Origin of the sequence: Sphingobium sp. KCTC 72723 (assembly GCF_014280435.1) — a bacterium.
In the GTDB taxonomy this organism is placed as follows: Bacteria; Pseudomonadota; Alphaproteobacteria; order Sphingomonadales; family Sphingomonadaceae; genus Sphingobium.
Window position 1 is genome coordinate 618,282 of the sequence record NZ_CP060388.1, and the last position, 17,900, is coordinate 636,181.

At 63.2% G+C, this 17,900-nt stretch carries 12 protein-coding genes; 8 read left to right on the forward strand and 4 right to left on the reverse strand.

Going from position 1 to position 17,900, the window contains the following annotated elements; translation table 11 throughout:
- Positions 1-53: 53 nt before the first annotated feature.
- From gatC to gatB, 5 genes are all read left to right on the forward strand, one after another.
- Positions 54-341 (forward strand): Asp-tRNA(Asn)/Glu-tRNA(Gln) amidotransferase subunit GatC, encoded by a 288-nt coding sequence (gatC, locus tag SPBM01_RS03180; RefSeq protein WP_188063975.1) that lies wholly within the window; start codon positions 54-56, stop codon positions 339-341.
- A 99-nt stretch (positions 342-440) separates the two neighbouring features.
- The gene (gene gatA, locus SPBM01_RS03185) at positions 441-1,922 is read left to right on the forward strand and encodes an Asp-tRNA(Asn)/Glu-tRNA(Gln) amidotransferase subunit GatA (RefSeq protein ID WP_188063976.1); all 1,482 of its coding nucleotides are present in this window, start codon (positions 441-443) and stop codon (positions 1,920-1,922) included.
- Between the two features lie 44 nt (positions 1,923-1,966).
- Entirely contained in the window at positions 1,967-2,260 is a 294-nt protein-coding gene (locus SPBM01_RS03190) for an AbrB/MazE/SpoVT family DNA-binding domain-containing protein (protein ID WP_188063977.1), read from the forward strand.
- Positions 2,257-2,673, forward strand: a complete 417-nt coding sequence (locus SPBM01_RS03195) for a type II toxin-antitoxin system VapC family toxin (RefSeq protein WP_188063978.1) — start codon at positions 2,257-2,259, stop codon at positions 2,671-2,673. Before SPBM01_RS03190 ends, SPBM01_RS03195 begins: the two co-directional genes overlap by 4 nt.
- Positions 2,673-4,178, forward strand: a complete 1,506-nt coding sequence (gene gatB / locus SPBM01_RS03200) for an Asp-tRNA(Asn)/Glu-tRNA(Gln) amidotransferase subunit GatB (protein WP_188063979.1) — start codon at positions 2,673-2,675, stop codon at positions 4,176-4,178. Before SPBM01_RS03195 ends, gatB begins: the two co-directional genes overlap by 1 nt.
- Positions 4,179-4,511: 333 nt before the next feature.
- Here gatB and SPBM01_RS03205 read toward each other — a convergent pair whose 3' ends face one another.
- The 4 genes from SPBM01_RS03205 to SPBM01_RS03220 all read right to left on the reverse strand — a co-directional run bounded on the left by SPBM01_RS03205 (position 4,512) and on the right by SPBM01_RS03220 (position 11,741).
- Positions 4,512-7,715, reverse strand: a complete 3,204-nt coding sequence (locus SPBM01_RS03205; RefSeq protein WP_188063980.1) for an autotransporter domain-containing protein — start codon at positions 7,713-7,715, stop codon at positions 4,512-4,514.
- Positions 7,716-7,812: 97 nt separating this feature from the next.
- Positions 7,813-10,260 carry a TonB-dependent receptor domain-containing protein gene (locus SPBM01_RS03210; RefSeq protein WP_188063981.1) on the reverse strand — a complete coding sequence of 816 codons (2,448 nt, stop codon included), beginning with the start codon at positions 10,258-10,260 and terminating at the stop codon, positions 7,813-7,815.
- Positions 10,244-11,173, reverse strand: coding sequence for a FecR family protein (locus tag SPBM01_RS03215; protein WP_188065533.1), 930 nt, complete (start codon positions 11,171-11,173; stop codon positions 10,244-10,246). Before SPBM01_RS03215 ends, SPBM01_RS03210 begins: the two co-directional genes overlap by 17 nt.
- Before the next feature lie 55 nt (positions 11,174-11,228).
- Positions 11,229-11,741 carry an RNA polymerase sigma factor gene (locus SPBM01_RS03220; RefSeq protein ID WP_188063982.1) on the reverse strand — a complete coding sequence of 171 codons (513 nt, stop codon included), beginning with the start codon at positions 11,739-11,741 and terminating at the stop codon, positions 11,229-11,231.
- A gap of 140 nt (positions 11,742-11,881) precedes the next feature.
- On the opposite strand from SPBM01_RS03220, the gene SPBM01_RS03225 reads away from it, so the two are divergent.
- The 3 genes from SPBM01_RS03225 (at position 11,882) to glgB (ending at position 17,878) form a co-directional block, all read left to right on the forward strand.
- A complete protein-coding gene (locus SPBM01_RS03225) occupies positions 11,882-13,108 on the forward strand; it encodes a serine hydrolase domain-containing protein (RefSeq protein ID WP_188063983.1) in 1,227 nt (408 codons plus the stop codon).
- 101 nt (positions 13,109-13,209) lie between these two features.
- Positions 13,210-15,672 (forward strand): glycogen/starch/alpha-glucan phosphorylase, encoded by a 2,463-nt coding sequence (locus SPBM01_RS03230; RefSeq protein WP_188063984.1) that lies wholly within the window; start codon positions 13,210-13,212, stop codon positions 15,670-15,672.
- A 28-nt stretch (positions 15,673-15,700) separates the two neighbouring features.
- Positions 15,701-17,878: a 1,4-alpha-glucan branching protein GlgB gene (gene glgB, locus SPBM01_RS03235; RefSeq protein ID WP_410483023.1), complete on the forward strand. Its 2,178-nt coding sequence runs from the start codon at positions 15,701-15,703 to the stop codon at positions 17,876-17,878.
- Positions 17,879-17,900: the final 22 nt, after the last annotated feature.

Below are 17,900 nucleotides of genomic sequence, written 5' to 3' on the forward strand. Positions count from 1 at the left end.
GAGGCGCGAAACCGGCTTGAAGCGCAGCGGCGCGGGTGGTAGCGGCTTGGCCCATGTCGATAGACCTTCAGACCGTAAAAAAGATCGCCAGCCTCTCACGCATTTCGGTAACGGATGCGGAAGCAGAGGCCATGGTGCCGGAATTCAACAACATCCTTGGCTGGGTGGAGCAATTGGGTGAGGTGGACGTGACCGGCATAGAGCCGATGACGGCCGTGATCCCCAATCATCTGCGCCTGCGCGAGGATGCCGTCACCGACGGCAATGTCCGTGACAAGGTGCTGGCCAATGCGCCGCAAGCCGAACATGGCTTCTTCGCGGTGCCTAAGGTGATTGAGTAACCATTTTCCCGCCGTTCGGGCTGAGCTTGTCGAAGCCCGGTCCTTTCTTGAAAAAAAGTACAGCCCTTCGACAGGCTCAGGGCGAACGGAAGTTTTTGCATGACTGATCTCACCGATCTTACCGTTGCTGAAATTCGCGACGGTTTCCGCGCAGGCGATTTTTCCGCGCGCGAAGTGGCGACCGGCTTCAACGCCAATGTCGCGGCCGCCCGTGCGCTCAACGCCTTCATCGTCGAAACGCCTGAAAAAGCGCTGGAAGCCGCCGACGCTGCCGATGCTGCCCGCGCGTCCGGCGACCTCAAGCCCCTGTCGGGCGTGCCGATCGGCATGAAGGATCTGTTCTGCACGCAGGGCGTCCAGACTACCGCCGCCAGCCACATGCTGGAAGGCTTTACGCCGACCTATGAATCGACCGTGTCCGCCAAATTGTGGGACGCGGGCGCAGGGATGCTGGGCAAGCTGAACCTGGATCAGTTCGCCATGGGATCGTCCAACGAAACCAGCTATTTCGGCAATGTCATTTCGCCCTGGCGGCGGAACGATGGCGATAAGGCGGCTTTGGCCCCCGGTGGATCGTCGGGTGGTTCATCCGCCGCTATTGCTGCGCGGCTCTGCCCGGCGGCGACCGGCACCGATACGGGCGGCTCCATTCGCCAGCCTGCGGCCTTTACCGGCATCAGCGGGATCAAGCCGACCTATGGCCGCTGCTCGCGCTGGGGCGTGGTCGCTTTTGCGTCCTCGCTTGACCAGCCGGGTCCGATGGCGCGCACCGTGCGCGACAACGCCATCCTGCTGGACGTGATGGCCGGTTTCGATCCCAGGGACGCAACTTCGCTGAATGTTGCCGTGCCGCAGTGGGAAGCAGGCCTGTCCAGCGATCTGCGCGGCAAGACGGTCGGCATTCCGAAGGAATATCGCCCCGATGGTCTGAACGCGGAAATCGCGGCTTTGTGGGATCGCGGCATCGCCTGGTTGCAGGATGCGGGTGCCAATGTGGTCGAAGTGTCGCTGCCGCACACCAAATATGCGCTGCCCACTTATTATATCATTGCGCCTGCCGAGGCATCGTCCAACCTCGCGCGCTATGATGGCGTGCGTTATGGCCTGCGCGACCTGCCCGATGGCGCAGGTTTGCAGGACATGTATGCCGCCACCCGCGCCGCAGGGTTCGGGCCGGAGGTCAAGCGCCGCATCATGATCGGCACTTATGTACTGAGCGCCGGTTTCTACGACGCTTATTATACGCAGGCGCAGAAGGTCCGGGCGCTGATCGCCCGTGATTTCGAACGGGCGTTCGAGATATGCGACCTGCTGCTGACCCCCACCGCACCCAGCGCTGCCTTTGCACTAGGGGAAAAGCAGGCCGATCCGCTGGCCATGTATCTCAACGACGTGTTCACCGTGCCTGCCTCGCTCGCGGGCCTGCCCGCCATGGCGGTGCCGGGTGGTCTGGACGCGCAGGGTCTGCCGCTGGGGTTGCAGATCATCGGCAAGGCGCTGGACGAACAGACCGTGCTGAACGCTGGGTTGGCGATCGAGGAACGCGCAGGCTTCACGGCGCGCGCGGACAAGTGGTGGTAATGGTTTGACCTAAGTGTTACTTTGGTAACACTGGAGATTGGGCAATGAACGCGCAGAGCAAGATCGACACCGGAACCATGACGAGCAAGGGTCAGATACTGATCCCCAAAGCCATGCGCGACGCCGCCGGTCTGGTGCCGGGACAGCCTTATAAGGTCATGGTCAATGAAGCGGGACAGGTGGTTGTTGCCCCGTTGGGATTTGGACCGGAAGATGCTGCCGAGAGGGGGCGTCGCATTCGTGCGGGGCTGTTGGCGATTGCCGGTAAATATCCCAACCCGGACGGGATGAGTACGGACGAATATATGCGGGAGTTGCGGGGCGATTACGAACCGTGATCCTGATCGATTCGAACGTCATCATCGACATTGTCGATCGCGATCCAGTCTGGTTCGACTGGTCATTTGAGAATATTGATCGGGCGGGACAAAGCACGGTGATTGCGATCAATCCTGTGGTCGTAGGCGAGGTGGCAGCGCGTTTCACGACGCTGGATCAGTTCAGGGCGATCATGAGTGGGTTGCTGATCCAGATCCATGACCTGGGCGCCGAGGCGGCATTTATCGCGGGCTTGGCCTTTCAGGCGCATCGTCAGCGTCGCAAAACTGGTGACGTGAAATCCATCCTCGCCGACTTCCTGATCGGCGGTCATGCGCAGGCTGCTGGCGCGACTATCCTGACGCGCGACCCGCGTTTTTATCGAAGCTATTTTCCCGGCGTGCCGTTGATCACGCCTTCAAAGGACGACTGATGACTGAATCAACCTATCGCATCCAGGGCGCAACCGGCGAGTGGGAGGTCGTGATCGGCCTGGAGGTCCATGCGCAGGTCACGTCCAACGCCAAGCTGTTTTCCGGCGCGGCGACCGCTTTCGGGGCGGAGCCGAATACGCAGGTGTCGCTGGTCGATGCGGCGATGCCCGGCATGTTGCCTGTCCCCAACCGTGAGTGCATCCGTCAGGCCGTGCGCACCGGCATGGCGATCGACGCGCAGATCAACCGTTGGTCGCGGTTCGACCGCAAAAATTACTTCTATGCCGATTTGCCGCAGGGCTATCAGATCAGCCAGCTTTATCACCCGATCGTGGGTGAAGGGCAGATCGAGATCGTACTGGACGAAAAGAACCCCGACACCAGCACCAAGATCATCGGTGTCGAGCGCATCCATGTGGAGCAGGATGCGGGCAAGCTGATGCATGATCAGCATCCCACCAGCTCCTATGTCGACCTGAACCGTTCCGGCGTGGCGCTGATGGAAATCGTGTCGCGGCCCGACATGCGTTCTCCCGCAGAAGCAGGGGCTTATCTGGCGAAGCTGCGGACGATCCTGCGCTATGTCGGGTCGTGCGACGGCAATATGGATCAGGGTTCGATGCGCGCCGACGTCAATGTTTCGGTGCGCAAGCCGGGCGGCGAATTGGGCACCCGCACCGAAACGAAGAATGTCAATTCGGTCCGCTTCGTCATGGCGGTGGTCGAACATGAAGCCAGCCGTCAGGTCGATGTGCTGGAAGCGGGCGGCAAGATCGTGCAGGAAACGCGCCTGTACGACGCCGACCGCAACGAAACCCGGTCGATGCGGTCGAAGGAAGATGCGCATGACTATCGCTACTTCCCCGATCCCGACCTGCTGCCGGTGGAACTGGACGATGCGTTTCTGGCGGAATGTCGTGCCTCGCTCCCCGAACTGCCGGACGCCAAGCGCAAGCGGTATGAGCAGGCGCTGGGCCTGTCGGCCTATAATGCCGCGACCCTGACCGCTGACGCGGACACGGCGCGCTGGTTCGAAACGCTGGTAGAGCAGAGCGCCGCCGCGCAGGGCAAGAGCGAGAGCGATGTTGCCAAGGCGGCGGCCAATTGGCTGTTGTCGGACCTGTATGGTGCGCTCAACCGGCTTGGCAAAAGCCTGGAGGAAAGCCCGGTAAGCCCGTCGAAAGCCGCTGAATTGCTGGCGCTGGTGGCCGATGGCACGCTGTCGGGTTCGCTGGCCAAGCAGGTGTTCGAAATCATGCTGGAAACCGGCGACGGCGCGGGCCAGATCGTGGAGGATCGCGGCATGAAGCAGACGTCCGATACGGGCGCAATCGAAGCGGTGGTCGCCACCGTGCTGGCCAATAATGCCGACAAGGTCGAACAGTATCGCGGCGGCAAGGAAGCGCTGTTCGGCTTCTTCGTGGGACAGACGATGAAGGCGATGCAGGGCAAGGCCAACCCGCAGGTCGTCAACGAACTGGTGAAGAAAGCGCTGGCGGGGTAGCTGCGAAATCGTTCCCGCCGGGGGGCTATCGTATATGGAAATGCGCTCTGCTTTATCGTCACCCTGAACTTGATTCAGGGTCCATTTTGCCAGATCAGGCAGTTGTTTGTGACGAGAAATGGATGCTGAAATAAATTCAGCATGACGTCGGGGGATTCCAGACTGCCACTCTCGGAAATCCATTCCCCACAACGCATAAGGGGCGCCGCCGGGGGAAACCAGCGACGCCCCTCTTTCATGCCCGGCGCCCTTTGGGGAGGGACGATATGCCGGGGCGAAATGGACGGACCGGGAGGGTCTGTGGGGTTGGCCCGTCCATTCACAGTTAGGACGTCACAGGACGAAGTTAACCGTCGCCCTAAATGATATGGCGACGTGATTTTGTTGTTCCTCCGCGCCAAATTCGCCGCCGATCCGAAACGTGTCGGTCCCGCCATAGAGGCGCGCGCGGCCGGTCCAGCCATTGGTGCGTTCATCCGCGACCAGGGTGAACTGTTCGCCATCCTTGAAGTTGGCGACGGTATTGCCCAGCGAACCGCCGATAATCTGGCGACGCCCGCCTTCCAGCTCGACCCGGACCCAGCCATCTTCGCGTTTCAGCGCGCCGAAATCATAGCCCGCCGTCAGCGTGCCATTGGCCGTCGTTTCGTCGCTGCTGCGGTCCAGCACGGTCAGGTTGAACGCATCGCCGCCGCCCGTTTCGCTATAGCCGTCCTCCTTCAGGCGATAATAGTCGATGCCGATGGCGGGGCGCAGGCTGAACCGGCCCACCTGCATTTGGTAGGACGCGCCCGCCGTCGCGGAATAGAGCGTGCCGTCCCAATCGCCATTGGCGGTGCGGGTTACGTCGCCATTTTCGAAATGGCGGCTGCCAGTGAAGCCGATCGTCGCGGCGGACAGGCGGGCGAACGCCTGTAACGGACCCCATTGCCCACGCCAGTGGGCGGCCAACTCATATTGGTCGGAATCCACCGCGTTGTTGGACCCGCCGCTCGAATCGCTGCCGTGAATATAGGCGATCGACCCGCCGAACGCGCCATAATCGCTCAGATATTCGAGGCCACCGCCCGCGCCCCAGCCAGTGATGTCATAGGATGCGGTATTGCCCACGCTTTTGGACCCGCCAAAACCGACCTGCTGCAACCAGAAGCCAAGGCGGCCGTCCTTCGTGCGATAAATGCCATTGGGGTCCGACAGGATGCGCGCGGTCGCGCGCGACCCCGCCGTCACGGCTTCGAACGTCCCGCCCGCATGGTCGGGCAGCATCTGGCGCAGATTGGCGTTGAGCGCCGTGCCGTCGCCGATGGCCAGATAGGCCGCCGCGACCGACGCATCATTGTCCAGCGCGTTGAAGATCGCCGAATAGGCCCGCGCGACCGATCCGGTCAGGCCCAGGTCCGCCACGCTTTTGGCCGCGACCGACAGGGTGACTGTGCCTGCCGCGCTGTCGCTGCTGACCGATCCCTTGAACATATAGGGCAATTGGGTAGCGGTGGTCAGGGTCGGCGTGCCGCTCAGCGCACCGGCCCGCACGATGACATAGTCGCCTTCGGATCCGCTCACCTGCGCCAGATTGACCTTCATCTGCGAACCGCTGGCAAAGCTGGCGGCACCGGCCACGTCATAGACGGTGCTGCTATCATTGGCCGCGTCGATGGTGACGCCGATGGTCGATGTGCCATTGGCCGACAGCGATGCCAGCGCGATGCTGCCGCTGTTGGTCGCGTTGAGCGTGCCGCCGTTCAGCACCACGGCCATGCCGCCGCTATTGCCGATCGCGCCGGTCAGGCTGGACGTGCCGCCCAGTGTCAGCGTGCCGCTGCCCCCGCCGAAATCGACCGCGCCGGTCAGGGCAGCGGTATCGGCCAGCGTCAGGCTGGCGGTGCCGCTGCCGAACGACAGGTCGCCGGTCAGGCTGGACGAACCCGACAGCGCCATGCTGTCATTGCCCGCGCCCAGACTGACATTGCCGGTAATCTTGCCCGCCGAAACGGTCAGCACGTCGTTGCCCGAACCCAGCCGGACATCGCCGGTTATTGACGGTGCGCTGGCGGTGGAGGAAGCCAGCGCCTGCGTCAGCGTGATGCCGCTGCTGTTGGCGGACAGGTCTATCGCCATGTTGGTCAGGCCGCCTGAAGCGCTGATGATGCCCGTGTTGGACAGGCTGGAAACGCTGCCCGAAGAATCCAGGATGGCAATGGCGGTTCCATCGGTCGTGTCGAGCGCCGACGCGGCGACTGTGCCACTGACGGTGATGGCGTTCACCGTTGCCCCCGCATCGATGACGATGCCACGCGCTGCCGCGCCGGTCTTGGACGATCCGGTCGCAGCGACCGTGCCGCTGACGTCGATGGTTCCGGTGCTGGCACCCGATCCCAGCCGCAATGCCGTGGCGCTGCTGTCATAGGATACAGCGACGATACTGCCGCCAATGCCCACGCCCTTGGTAATAGTCACGTTGCCGCCGAGGCCGCCAATGGTGACGCCATTGGCGTCGATCCCGTCATAGACGCCATAGCCCGCCACCACGCCCTTGATGATCAGGCCATAGCCTGAACTTTCCGCTGCCACGGCACCGATGCTGGTGTCGGTGGTGGCTGATCCGATCTTCACGGCGGCGGCCGATCCATAGGTGACGACCGAAGCCGTACCCTCACTGGCGTCGAGCAGCCCGTCCTTGTCCACATCGGTATCAGTGGTGCTGGTCGTCGGCTGCACGTCCAATATCACCCCGCCGGCTACATTGCCCGCGATCACCAGCGCCGATCCGCCCTGCAACAGGTCGTCGGCGTCCAATATCGTGGTGGTGGCCGGGCGCGTGGTAGAGCGATAGCCGGTCGATACGATGCTGCCCTGAATTTTTAGCGCGCCGCTGATGTCGCCCAGCAAGGCCGCGCCGATGCTGTTGCCGCCAACGACGGATGTCGCGCCGCGCACCGTCACATTGCCGGTGACGGCGTTGGCGACGATGCCATGGCTGTTGTCGCCGATGACGGAAATCGAGCCGCTGGTCGACAGATTGCCCGTCAGAGCGGCGTCCAGCCGGATGCCCGCCGAAACATTCCCCTCGATCGAAATGGTGCCGCTCTGGTCGATCGCGCCGACATGCGCCGCGCCCGACTGGAGCCAGATGCCGTTGCGATTTGTCCCCTTGGCAAATGCGCCGTCTGTGTCTCCGTCGCTGTCGCTGTCCGTCGCGGTATAATCTTCGGTCAGGGTGATCGTGCCGCTGCTGGTGATGTCGCCGCTGGTGCCGGGGGCGATCGCGATGCCAGTGGCATTGTCCGCATCGTTGATGGTGATGGCGCCGACATGTGTGAGCTTGTTGTTGCTGTCCATCGTTACGGCGGTGCCGCTGGTCAGGGTGATCGACCCGGCGGACGCGATGTTGATGTCATCGGCCGATCCGGCAGCGACGGTGGAGGATCGGACGGCGGTGGTGGTGGACGTGCTGATCGTCGTTTCCGCCGCAGCGTCGGCCAGGGTCAGGGCCGCCAGCACCGGGGCGATGGCCGAACAGGCCAGTAGATGTCGCATAATATCTCCCTTTGCGATCCACGCTTCTTTGCGCGCGCATTGGGGGAGGGACGGTGCGGGAACGGCTTTTCCGTGGGCCGTTGCGATGAACGGTGGTTCAGAAAGCGAAGTCGATGCCGACCCTGACCGTGCGGGGGCGCAGCGGCGTGTAATAATCGGTGCGCAGGTCGAACGGCGTGCCGAGCGAGAAGCGATTGCCGTCACTGTCGAGCAGGTTGGTCAGGGACAGGGAATATTGCACCGGACCCTGCGTCACGCTGGCGGACAGGGCGGTATCGACATAATTGCCCTGCGTTCCGCCCAGGATCGGCCCGACGCCCAGCCGCGATTTGCCGATATAGCGGGCCGACCCGGACAGGTGCAACTGCATCGCATCTCCCAGCGGCGCGCGATAATCGAACGCGACGCGCCCGCCCAGATTGGCGACATTGGGCAGCGTTAGTGATCGCCCGTCATAGGACAGTGCTTTTACGAACAGCGCAGGCTGGGTCAGGCGGCTGTCATTATAGATGATGCTGCCATCCAGCGTCAGCCGCTGCGTCGGCCGCGCGACGATGCGCCCCTCCACCGTATAGATACGTCCGTCGCCGATATTGGCGGTGGTGGGTAGGCCGATGCGGTCGGTCACGTCCGCCTGAATATCGCGCCAGTCGGTATAGGCGATATTGGCGCTGACGGCGATCGCGTCCCGCCCCGGCACGCCTTTGCGAAAGCCAGCCTCGACGGTGGAAACGCGGTCATTCTGGAAACGGCGCACGCGCTGGTCATCGACCGCCAGCCCGCCGGGACGAAAGCCCTGCTGGAACCGGGCATAAAGCGTGACGCCGGGAATAGCGTCGGTCAGCAGCGAAGCGGACGGCAGGAAAATCGTCTCGCTCCGGTCCGCCTGCGCCTCCGCCCGTGCCAGCTCTGCGGTGGAAAGCGCCGCCACGGGATTGAGCGCTTCGCCTGACAGTCGGCTGTTGGTCAATCGCCCCCCGATCGTCGCGATCAGGCCTTTGACCGGCTCGAACGATGCTTCGCCAAACAGCGTGGCTTCCTTCACGCTGTTGCGCACGCCCGTCGCGGTGGCGGGCATTCCACGGCCATAGCTTGGCACTCCGGGGATGATTTCCGGCTGGATCGGCGCGGTGCCATAGGATGTCAGCGACCGGCGGATATTCGACGTGCTTTGCAGGTAGGACGCGCCCAAAATCCAGCCCAGCCCATTGTCCAGGTCGCGCACCAGCCGGTTTTCGGTGGAGAAAATATCCACCTTGTTGATCTGGCGGAACAGCGATGGCGGGCCATTTTGCTGAGTCGCGTCATAGCTTTCGGCCAGGTCGTGGCGGACATAGCCGGTGGACGAGACGAAGCGCAGATTGTCCCACTGCCGCTCGATCCGCACATTGCCCAGCAGATAGTCGGAACGGAAAGGTTGGGCGACGCTGGAGGCACGCTGGAGGCTGCCCAGCGATCCGGTCGCATATTGCGCGTCGCGCCCGTTGATGTGCTGGATCACGCCATTGAGGTCGATGGTCCAGTTTTCGTCCGGCGCGATGCGCAACGCCGCGCGCCCGCCCCAAATGCGGGTGCGGTTCACATCGTCCAGCCCGCGATTGACGTCGTCGATATAGCCGCCATCCTGCACGCCATAGCCTACCACGCGCAACGCGACCTTTTCCGCCACGATGGGGATGTTGAGCGTGGCGGACAGGTCGCCGCCGGGGTCGCCATGCTGGGTGGCGGACGCGCCGACCGACATTTGACCGCCAAATTCGGCCAGATTGGGGGCATTGGGCATGATGCGGATGATGCCGCCCAGCGACCCCGCGCCATAGAGCGTCCCCTGTGGTCCCTCCAGCACTTCGACCCGCCCGACATCATAGAGTTTCAGGTCAGGGTCAGGCGCAGCATAGTTCAGCCGCATGTCACCCAGATATTGTCCCGTGGTCGCCTGCGTCGGCCCGGCGACCCCGGAGTCGGCAATGGCCCGGATGAACAGCTTGTTGCGGCCTGCGCCTGCATGAGTGGAACTCAGGCTGGCGATGCGGGCGATCAGCGTGGCGGTGCCGCCCGATGCTTCGCCGCTGGAAAAGGCGCGATTGTCCAGCGCCTCGACCATCCCGGCATAGCGCAGCAGCGGCGTGTCGCGCTTGGATGCTGTAACGACGATTTCCGTCGGGGGCAGGTCGGGCAAGGGCGCAGCGACAATGGGCGCGGGTGCGGATGTTGCCGGCGCGCGGGCCGGGCGCGCGCGCACGATGCGCCATGTCGTGGCGTCGATCCGCCGCGCGGTTGCGCCGCTACCCTTCAGCAAGCGTTTGAGCGCTACTTCCACCGACAGGCGACCCGTCACGGCAGGCGTGGCGATCCCGGCCAGCGACTGGTCCGACATGCCGATGCTGACGCCGGTTTGACGGCCAAGCGCCACCACGGCATCGCCCAGCCGTGCGGGGGCGATGCTGATGGACTGCCTGTCGGCCCCTCGCTGCACTGCCATCGCGGGCGTTGCGATGGCCAAAGTCAGGGCGGCGACGAAAAGAAGGTCAGCTTTGCGGGCCATTCCCTTCCTTCAGCAGCCAGTCCTTGCCCTGGCGCACGGCAGTCAGTCCCATCAGCGGCGCGGCCCCGGCAAAGAAGCGTGCGGCATCCTTGTCCAGCCGGATCGTGCCGGTAAAGCGGGTCGTGGCGGCCTGTGGCGTGAAATGCACGGTGATGCCCAGCGACCGGGCGATATCCTCGCTCACCTGTGTCACCGGGGCGTTGGCATAGACCAGCCGCCCGGTCCGCCAGCTGGCGACCGCGACGGGCGCTACGTCCATCACGCGCAGACCCTGCGCATCGTCGGCCAGGCCGCGTCCGGCGGGCAGGCTAATTGCTTCGGCCTGCGGGTTGTAGATGACCTTGCCCTCCGACACGCCGATGCGCGTTGCGCCGGTGCCATGGACGATGTTGAACACTGTCCCGGCATCCTCGAACACAGCATCGCCCACGGTCACGCGGAACGGGTTGGCGGCGTCATGGCGCACCGTAAACGCCGCTTCGCCTGCATCCAGCGCGGCAAAGCGCGTGTCGTTGCGGTCGAGCCGGATCGTCGTGCCGCCATTGACGTCGATCTGCGTGCCATCGTCCAGCGCGATGCTGCGCGTTTCGCCGGGGCGGGTGGTGACGGTGTAGATGTCGGCCCGGTTCAGCATCCCGACGGACACTGCCGCGACCAGCGCAGCGGCAATCGCGCCGCCACCGATCCAGCGCCAAGCGGCGCGCCGGGGTTCGCCCGCATCATTGGCGGCGATGGGCATGGCAACAGGTTCAGCCGGGATGATGGCGTCCATATCCGCGTCCGCCGCCATCAGCATGTCATAGGCGGCTGCGTTTGCGGCATCGCGTTCCAGCCAGGCGGTAAAGCCTTCCCAATCGGCAAAGGCCGGGTCGCGCGTGTGGATGACCCACGCCAGCGCCTCCTCGTTCATCATGTCTCCAGCCCCGTTCATTTTTTGCCCCTTATGGAGGCTGACGCCGCCGACCTGCTCATTCCGTATCCATTTTCTGCTTGAGCGTCAGCATGGCGCGATAGGCCTTTTGCAGGTCTTTCTCCACCGTGGTCAGGCTGACCCCCAGTTCGTCGGCGATCACCCGTTGCCCGACCCCTTCGATACGGAAGCGGCGGAACACCATTTCCACGCGCGGGCCAAGCGCGCGCAGCACGCCGCGCGCCTCGTCCAGTTTCTGGTTCAGGATCATCCGTTCGTCGACCGGCAGGTCGTCGGTCGGGTCGGCCATCACGCCGCCTGCGCCTTCGGCCCAATCCTGCTCGCGCCGCCCGCGCCGGGTGGCGGAACGGTATCGGTCCAGCATCAGATTGTTGGCCATGCGGTAAAGATAGGGAACAGGATCGGCGACCGGGCCAAGATCCTTGGCCTCCAGCTTCATCCAAATGTCCTGCAACAGATCCTCGGCATCCTCCCCCGCGCCACGCGCGCGCAGGAAGCGCAGCAATGCCGCGCGGTTGGCCATGAAGATTGCGGATAGCCCGGTGGCCATGCCTGTATATCGTCCAGTTCGGGGCAAGTCTTGGCGCGTTGCCATAGAGGGGTGGGCGGGGTCTTGGCAATCGGCAAGCTGTTTACGCGACGCTTTGCCTGCTTTAGCGCTTTGCACGCGACATGGGAATCGGAGCGATAATGGACGATAGCGGCGTGACGGACAGGGCAGCGGCGCAGGCGGCGGGGATGAACCCGGACCGGCTGGACGCGCTGGTCGCCGCGATCGACAGCAGCTATGTCGCCACCGGCAAATTGCCCCATATGCAGTTGCTGGTGGCGCGCGATGCAGTGCCGCTGTTGTCGGTCGTGCGTGGCACGGCGCGCGACAGTGGAGAGGCGTTGGCACAGGATGCGCTCTACCGCATCGCGTCGATGACCAAACCAGTGACCTCGGTCGCCTTCATGATGCTGGTGGAGGCGGGGAAGGTTGCGCTCGATACGCCGGTCTTGGACGTAATTCCCGAATTTGCCGACCTGCGCGTAGGCGGCGTTGGCGGCCCGCCGGTCAACCGCCCGATGCTGATGATCGACCTGCTGCGCCATACGTCGGGCCTGACCTACGGGTTGCAGCGCCAGACGGCGATCGACGCCCGTTACCGGGAATTGGGGCTGGACGAGTTTCAGCAGAAGCGCACGTCGGACGAGTTTATCGCTGATCTGGCGACTTTGCCGCTGGAATTTTCGCCGGGCGAACGCTGGAATTATTCGGTGTCCACCGATGTGCTGGGCGTGGTGGTTGAGCGCCTGTCGGGCATGGACCTGGAAAGCTTTTTTCGCACCCGCATTTTCGACCCGCTGGGGATGGTCGATAGCGGATTTGTCGTGCGTGACGACCAGGTCGACCGGCTGACCGACGCCTGGCGGCTGGACGAGGGTAGCCGCGTGATCGCCGATCATGGTGCGCGCAGCGGCTGGCGGCGAACCGAACGCTTCCTGTCGGGCGGGGGCGGGCTGGTGTCCAGCGTGGCGGACTATCACCGCTTTGCGTCCATGCTGTTGCGGGGCGGCGAACTGGACGGCGCGCGGCTGTTGCGCGCCGACACCGTGGCGCAGATGCACGCCAACCATCTGCCGGGCGGCGGCGACCTGGCCAGCCTGTCCAGTGCGATGTTCAGTGAAGCGGATTATCAGGGCATCGGCTTTGGCCTGGGCTTCGCGATGGAATTGAAGAATGGGAACCTGGAACAGGGCGAATATTATTGGGGCGGGGTGTTTTCGACCTATTTCTGGATCGATCCGGTCGAACGGCTGATCGGCATCTTCATGACGCAGCTATTGCCGTCGAGCGCCTATCCGGTGCGCGCGGCGTTGCGGGCGGGCGTGGCCGACGCCATCGTCCGGCGATATGAGCAAGCGCAGCCCTGAAATCGCCCGAAAAAATTGTTGCTGCACTGCAAAAATAGCGATGGCGCGGGGCGGGGGTGCTGTGCCATCATCCCTGTGATTGAACAGGGGGACCGCTCATCATGAACCTCAAGGGCCAGACCATACTTCCCAAACCCGCGCCGCGCCGGTTTGACCCCGAAGTCCTGGCGCATGAGATTGTCGAGCGGCTGACCTATCGCATCGGCAAGAATGCCGCTGCTGCCAAACCGCATGACTGGTTGCACGCGGTCATTCTTTCCATCCGCGATCGCGTGATCGACGCCTGGATCACTTCCACCCAGAAAACCTATGAGGAAGAAGGGCGGCGCGTCTATTATCTGAGCCTTGAGTTTCTGATCGGTCGCCTGATGCGCGACGCTGCGTCGAACATGGAAATGCTCGACGATATGCAGGTGGCGCTGGCGTCGCTGGGCGTGGATATCGACATCATCGCCGCGCTGGAACCGGACGCGGCGCTGGGCAATGGCGGGCTGGGGCGGCTGGCTGCCTGCTTCATGGAAAGCATGGCGACGGTGGACGTGCCGGCCTATGGCTATGGCATCCGTTATGTGAACGGCATGTTCCGGCAGGAAATTTCCGACGGCTGGCAGGTGGAATTGCCCGAAACCTGGCTGACCCATGGCAATCCGTGGGAGTTCGAGCGGCGCGAGGCCAGCTATGAAGTGGGCTTTGGCGGCCTGGTCGATCCCGCCGATGGTGCGGACGCAGGCCCGCACCAGATGCACTGGAAACCGTTCGAGCGCGTCATCGCCACCCCCTATGACACGCCGATCGCAGGCTGGCGCGGCAAGCGGATCAACACGCTGCGCCTATGGGAAGCGCAGCCGATCGACCCGATCCTGCTCGACAAGTTCAACGCGGGCGATCATGTCGGCGCGCTGTCCGAAAGCAACCGCGCGGAATCGCTGACCCGCGTTCTCTATCCCGCCGATTCCTCGCCAGCGGGGCAGGAATTGCGGCTGCGGCAGGAATATTTCTTCTCCTCCGCATCGTTGCAGGACATCGTCCGCCGCCACATCCAATATTTCGGCAATGTCCGCACCCTGCCGGAAAAGGCCGCGATCCAGCTGAACGATACCCATCCGGCGGTCGCGGTCGCGGAATTGATGCGCATATTGCTGGACGATCATGGCGTCGATTTCGACGAAGCATGGGACATCACCCGCCGCACTTTCAGCTACACCAACCACACCCTTCTGCCCGAAGCGCTGGAAAGCTGGCCGGTGCCGTTGTTCGAGCGGCTGCTGCCCCGGCACATGCAGATCGTCTATGCCGTCAACAGCCGCCTGCTGGCCGAGGCGCGCCGGTCTGGTCAGTTCGAGGACGGGGCGATCGGCGCGATTTCGCTGATCGACGAAGGCGGCGAACGGCGCGTGCGCATGGGCAATCTGGCCTTCACCGGATCGCACAGCGTCAATGGCGTGTCGGCGCTGCACACCGACCTGATGAAGGTCACGGTCTTTGCCGACCTGCACAAACTCTATCCCACGCGCATCAACAACAAGACCAACGGGGTTACCTATCGCCGATGGTTGATGCAGTGCAATCCGGGGCTGACCGGCCTGATCCGCGAAGCCATCGGCGACGGGTTCATGGACGATGCGGACAAGCTCCGCGATCTTGATCCCTTTGCCGACGATGCCGCATTTCAGGAGAAATTCCTGGCCATAAAGCACGCGAACAAAGTCGCCCTGTCCGACATATTGCGCCAGCGGATCAACGCCCGCATCGACCCGGCGGCGATGTTCGACATCCAGATCAAGCGCATCCACGAATATAAGCGGCAATTGCTCAATATCGTGGAGGCTGTGTCGCTGTACGACCAGATCCGTTCCCATCCTGAAAAACATTGGGTGCCGCGCGTCAAGCTGTTCGGGGGTAAGGCTGCGCCCAGCTATCATAATGCCAAGCTGATCATCAAACTGGCCGGCGATGTCGCCCGTGCGGTCAATCACGACCCGGCGGTGCAGGGGCTGCTCAAGATCCAGTTCGTTCCCAATTATAATGTGTCGATGGCCGAAGTGATGATCCCCGCCGCTGACCTGTCCGAACAGATTTCGACCGCGGGCATGGAAGCGTCCGGAACCGGCAACATGAAGTTCGCGGTCAACGGCGCGCTGACCATCGGCACGCTGGACGGCGCGAATGTCGAAATGCGCGACCATCTGGGCGACGAGAATATCTTCATTTTCGGCCTGACCGCGCAGGAAGTGAACGAACGGCGCGCCAATGGCTACACCCCCGGCGACGTCATCGGCCAGAGCCGCGAATTGTCGCAGGCATTGAACGCCATCGCCAGCGGCGTATTCTCGCCCGACGATCCCGATCGTTACAAGGGGTTGATCCAGGGTATTTACGACCATGACTGGTTCATGCTGGCCGCCGATTTCGACAGCTATTCCGCCGCGCAGCGCCGCGTCGATACGCTGTGGAGCGATCAGGCCTTGTGGGCGAAGAAAGCTATCCATAATGTGGCGCGCATGGGGTGGTTTTCATCGGACCGCACCATCCGCGAATATGCGGCCGACATCTGGAAAATCTGAAAGCCTATGACCAGAGGACAGGGGTAGAGTGGGGCCAACGCCGGAGCAGATCGACCGGCTGATGCAGGGTCGTGAGGACGACCCCTTCGCTACGCTTGGCGTGCATCCCGCTGGCACTTCTTCGGGGCAGGGGGGCTTTACGGCCTGTGCTTTCTTGCCCGATGCGGTGAGCGTTACGGCGCACACGCTGGATGGCAAGCTGGTCGGCGAACTGGCGCAGATCCATCAAGGCGGCCTATTCCTTGGCAAGGTGACGATCCGCAAGCGTCAGCCGCTGCGCTACCGCGCCCGCTATGCCGATGGCAGCGAACATGATGCGATCGACCCCTATGGCTTTGGTCCCGTGCTGGGTCCGATGGACGACCATTATCTGGCCGAAGGGTCGCATGGCCGCCTGTTCGACAAGCTGGGCGCGCATATCATGCGCCATGAAGGCACGGACGGCACCCATTTCGCGGTGTGGGCGCCCAATGCGCTGCGTGTGTCGGTGGTGGGCGACTTCAACCAATGGGATGGCCGCCGCGCGCCCATGCGTCACCGGGCCGATGCGGGCGTGTGGGAAATTTTCCTGCCCGGCGTCGTAGCGGGGGCGGCCTATAAATATGAGATTATGGGCGCGGACGGCGTGGTGCTTGCGCTCAAGGCTGATCCCTTCGCCTTTCAATCGCAACTGCGCCCGTCGACGGCATCCATCGTCGCGCCGCCGCTCGACCACAAATGGGGCGACGCCCGGCACAAGGCGCATTGGGAAAAGGCGGATGCCCGGCGCGAACCTGTGTCCATCTACGAAGTCCATGCCGGGTCGTGGCAGCGCGACGACAGGGATGATTTCCTGTCATGGGACGAACTGGCCAACCGGCTGATCCCCTATGTCGTGGGCATGGGCTTTACCCATATCGAATTTCTGCCGATCAGCGAATATCCCTATGACCCAAGCTGGGGCTATCAGACGCTGGGGCTTTACGCGCCGACCGCGCGCTTTGGCGATCCGGCCGGGTTTGCGCGCTTCGTCGATGGCGCGCATCGTGCCGGCATTGGCGTCATCCTCGACTGGGTGCCGGCCCATTTCCCGACCGATGCCCATGGGCTGGCCTATTTCGATGGCACGGCGCTGTATGAACATGCCGATCCGCGCAAGGGATTCCATCCCGACTGGAACACCGCCATCTATAATTTCGGGCGGCGCGAAGTGGCGCAATTCCTGGTCAACAATGCGCTGTTCTGGGCCGAACGCTACCATGTCGACGGGTTGCGGGTCGATGCGGTCGCATCGATGCTCTACCTCGATTATTCACGCAATCCGGGGGAATGGATACCCAACGACCATGGCGGGCGCGAAAATGTGGAAGCGGTCGGCTTCCTTCAGCAACTCAACACATTGCTATACGGCACCCATGCAGGGGTGATGACCATCGCGGAGGAATCGACCAGCTGGCCCGGCGTGTCGAAACCGGTGGACGCTGGTGGCCTGGGCTTCGGGTTCAAATGGAATATGGGCTTCATGCACGATACGCTGCGCTATCTGGCGCGCGATCCGGTGCATCGCGTCCACCATCATGACGACATCACCTTCGGCCTGATGTATGCCTTCACCGAAAATTTCGTGCTGGCGTTGAGCCATGACGAAGTGGTGCATGGCAAGGCGTCGCTGCTGCACAAGATGCCGGGCGACGACTGGCAGAAATTCGCGACGCTGCGGGCCTATTATGGCCTGATGTGGGGCTATCCGGGCAAGAAACTGCTGTTCATGGGGCAGGAATTTGCCCAGCGCGGCGAATGGAGCGAGGAACGGGCGCTCGACTGGCACCTGCTCGATCATGCGCCCCATAGCGGCGTGCAGCAACTGGTCGGCGACCTCAACCGCCTCTATGCCGCGCGCCCGGCGCTCCACGCCCGCGATTGCGAGCCGGAGGGGTTCGAATGGGTGCTGGTCGATGCCGCCGCCGATTCCCTTTTCGCCTGGCAACGGCGCGCGCCCGGTGCGCGGCCGATCGTCGTCATCAGCCATTTCACGCCGATCCTGCGCCATGGCTACCGGATGCGATTGCCATCGGGCGGGCGCTGGCGCGAGATATTGAACAGCGATGCGGCCGATTATGGCGGCAGCGGCGCGGGCAATATGGGCTTTGTGGAGGCAGATGAAGAAGGATGGGCCAATATAACTATCCCGCCCTTTGCAACGTTAATGCTGGAACTGGATTATTGAATAGCCGATGGGCGCGTGCAGG

Excerpts from the sequence above, each read along its gene's own strand:
- SPBM01_RS03220 (WP_188063982.1), bottom strand. The coding sequence starts at position 11,741 with ATGGCCACCGGGCTATCCGCAATCTTCATGGCCAACCGCGCGGCATTG.
- SPBM01_RS03225 (WP_188063983.1), top strand. The coding sequence starts at position 11,882 with ATGGACGATAGCGGCGTGACGGACAGGGCAGCGGCGCAGGCGGCGGGG.
- SPBM01_RS03230 (WP_188063984.1), top strand. The coding sequence starts at position 13,210 with ATGAACCTCAAGGGCCAGACCATACTTCCCAAACCCGCGCCGCGCCGG.
- SPBM01_RS03190 (WP_188063977.1), top strand. The coding sequence starts at position 1,967 with ATGAACGCGCAGAGCAAGATCGACACCGGAACCATGACGAGCAAGGGT.
- SPBM01_RS03210 (WP_188063981.1), bottom strand. The coding sequence starts at position 10,260 with ATGGCCCGCAAAGCTGACCTTCTTTTCGTCGCCGCCCTGACTTTGGCC.
- SPBM01_RS03205 (WP_188063980.1), bottom strand. The coding sequence starts at position 7,715 with ATGCGACATCTACTGGCCTGTTCGGCCATCGCCCCGGTGCTGGCGGCC.
- gatB (WP_188063979.1), top strand. The coding sequence starts at position 2,673 with ATGACTGAATCAACCTATCGCATCCAGGGCGCAACCGGCGAGTGGGAG.
- SPBM01_RS03215 (WP_188065533.1), bottom strand. The coding sequence starts at position 11,173 with ATGATGAACGAGGAGGCGCTGGCGTGGGTCATCCACACGCGCGACCCG.
- gatA (WP_188063976.1), top strand. The coding sequence starts at position 441 with ATGACTGATCTCACCGATCTTACCGTTGCTGAAATTCGCGACGGTTTC.
- gatC (WP_188063975.1), top strand. The coding sequence starts at position 54 with ATGTCGATAGACCTTCAGACCGTAAAAAAGATCGCCAGCCTCTCACGC.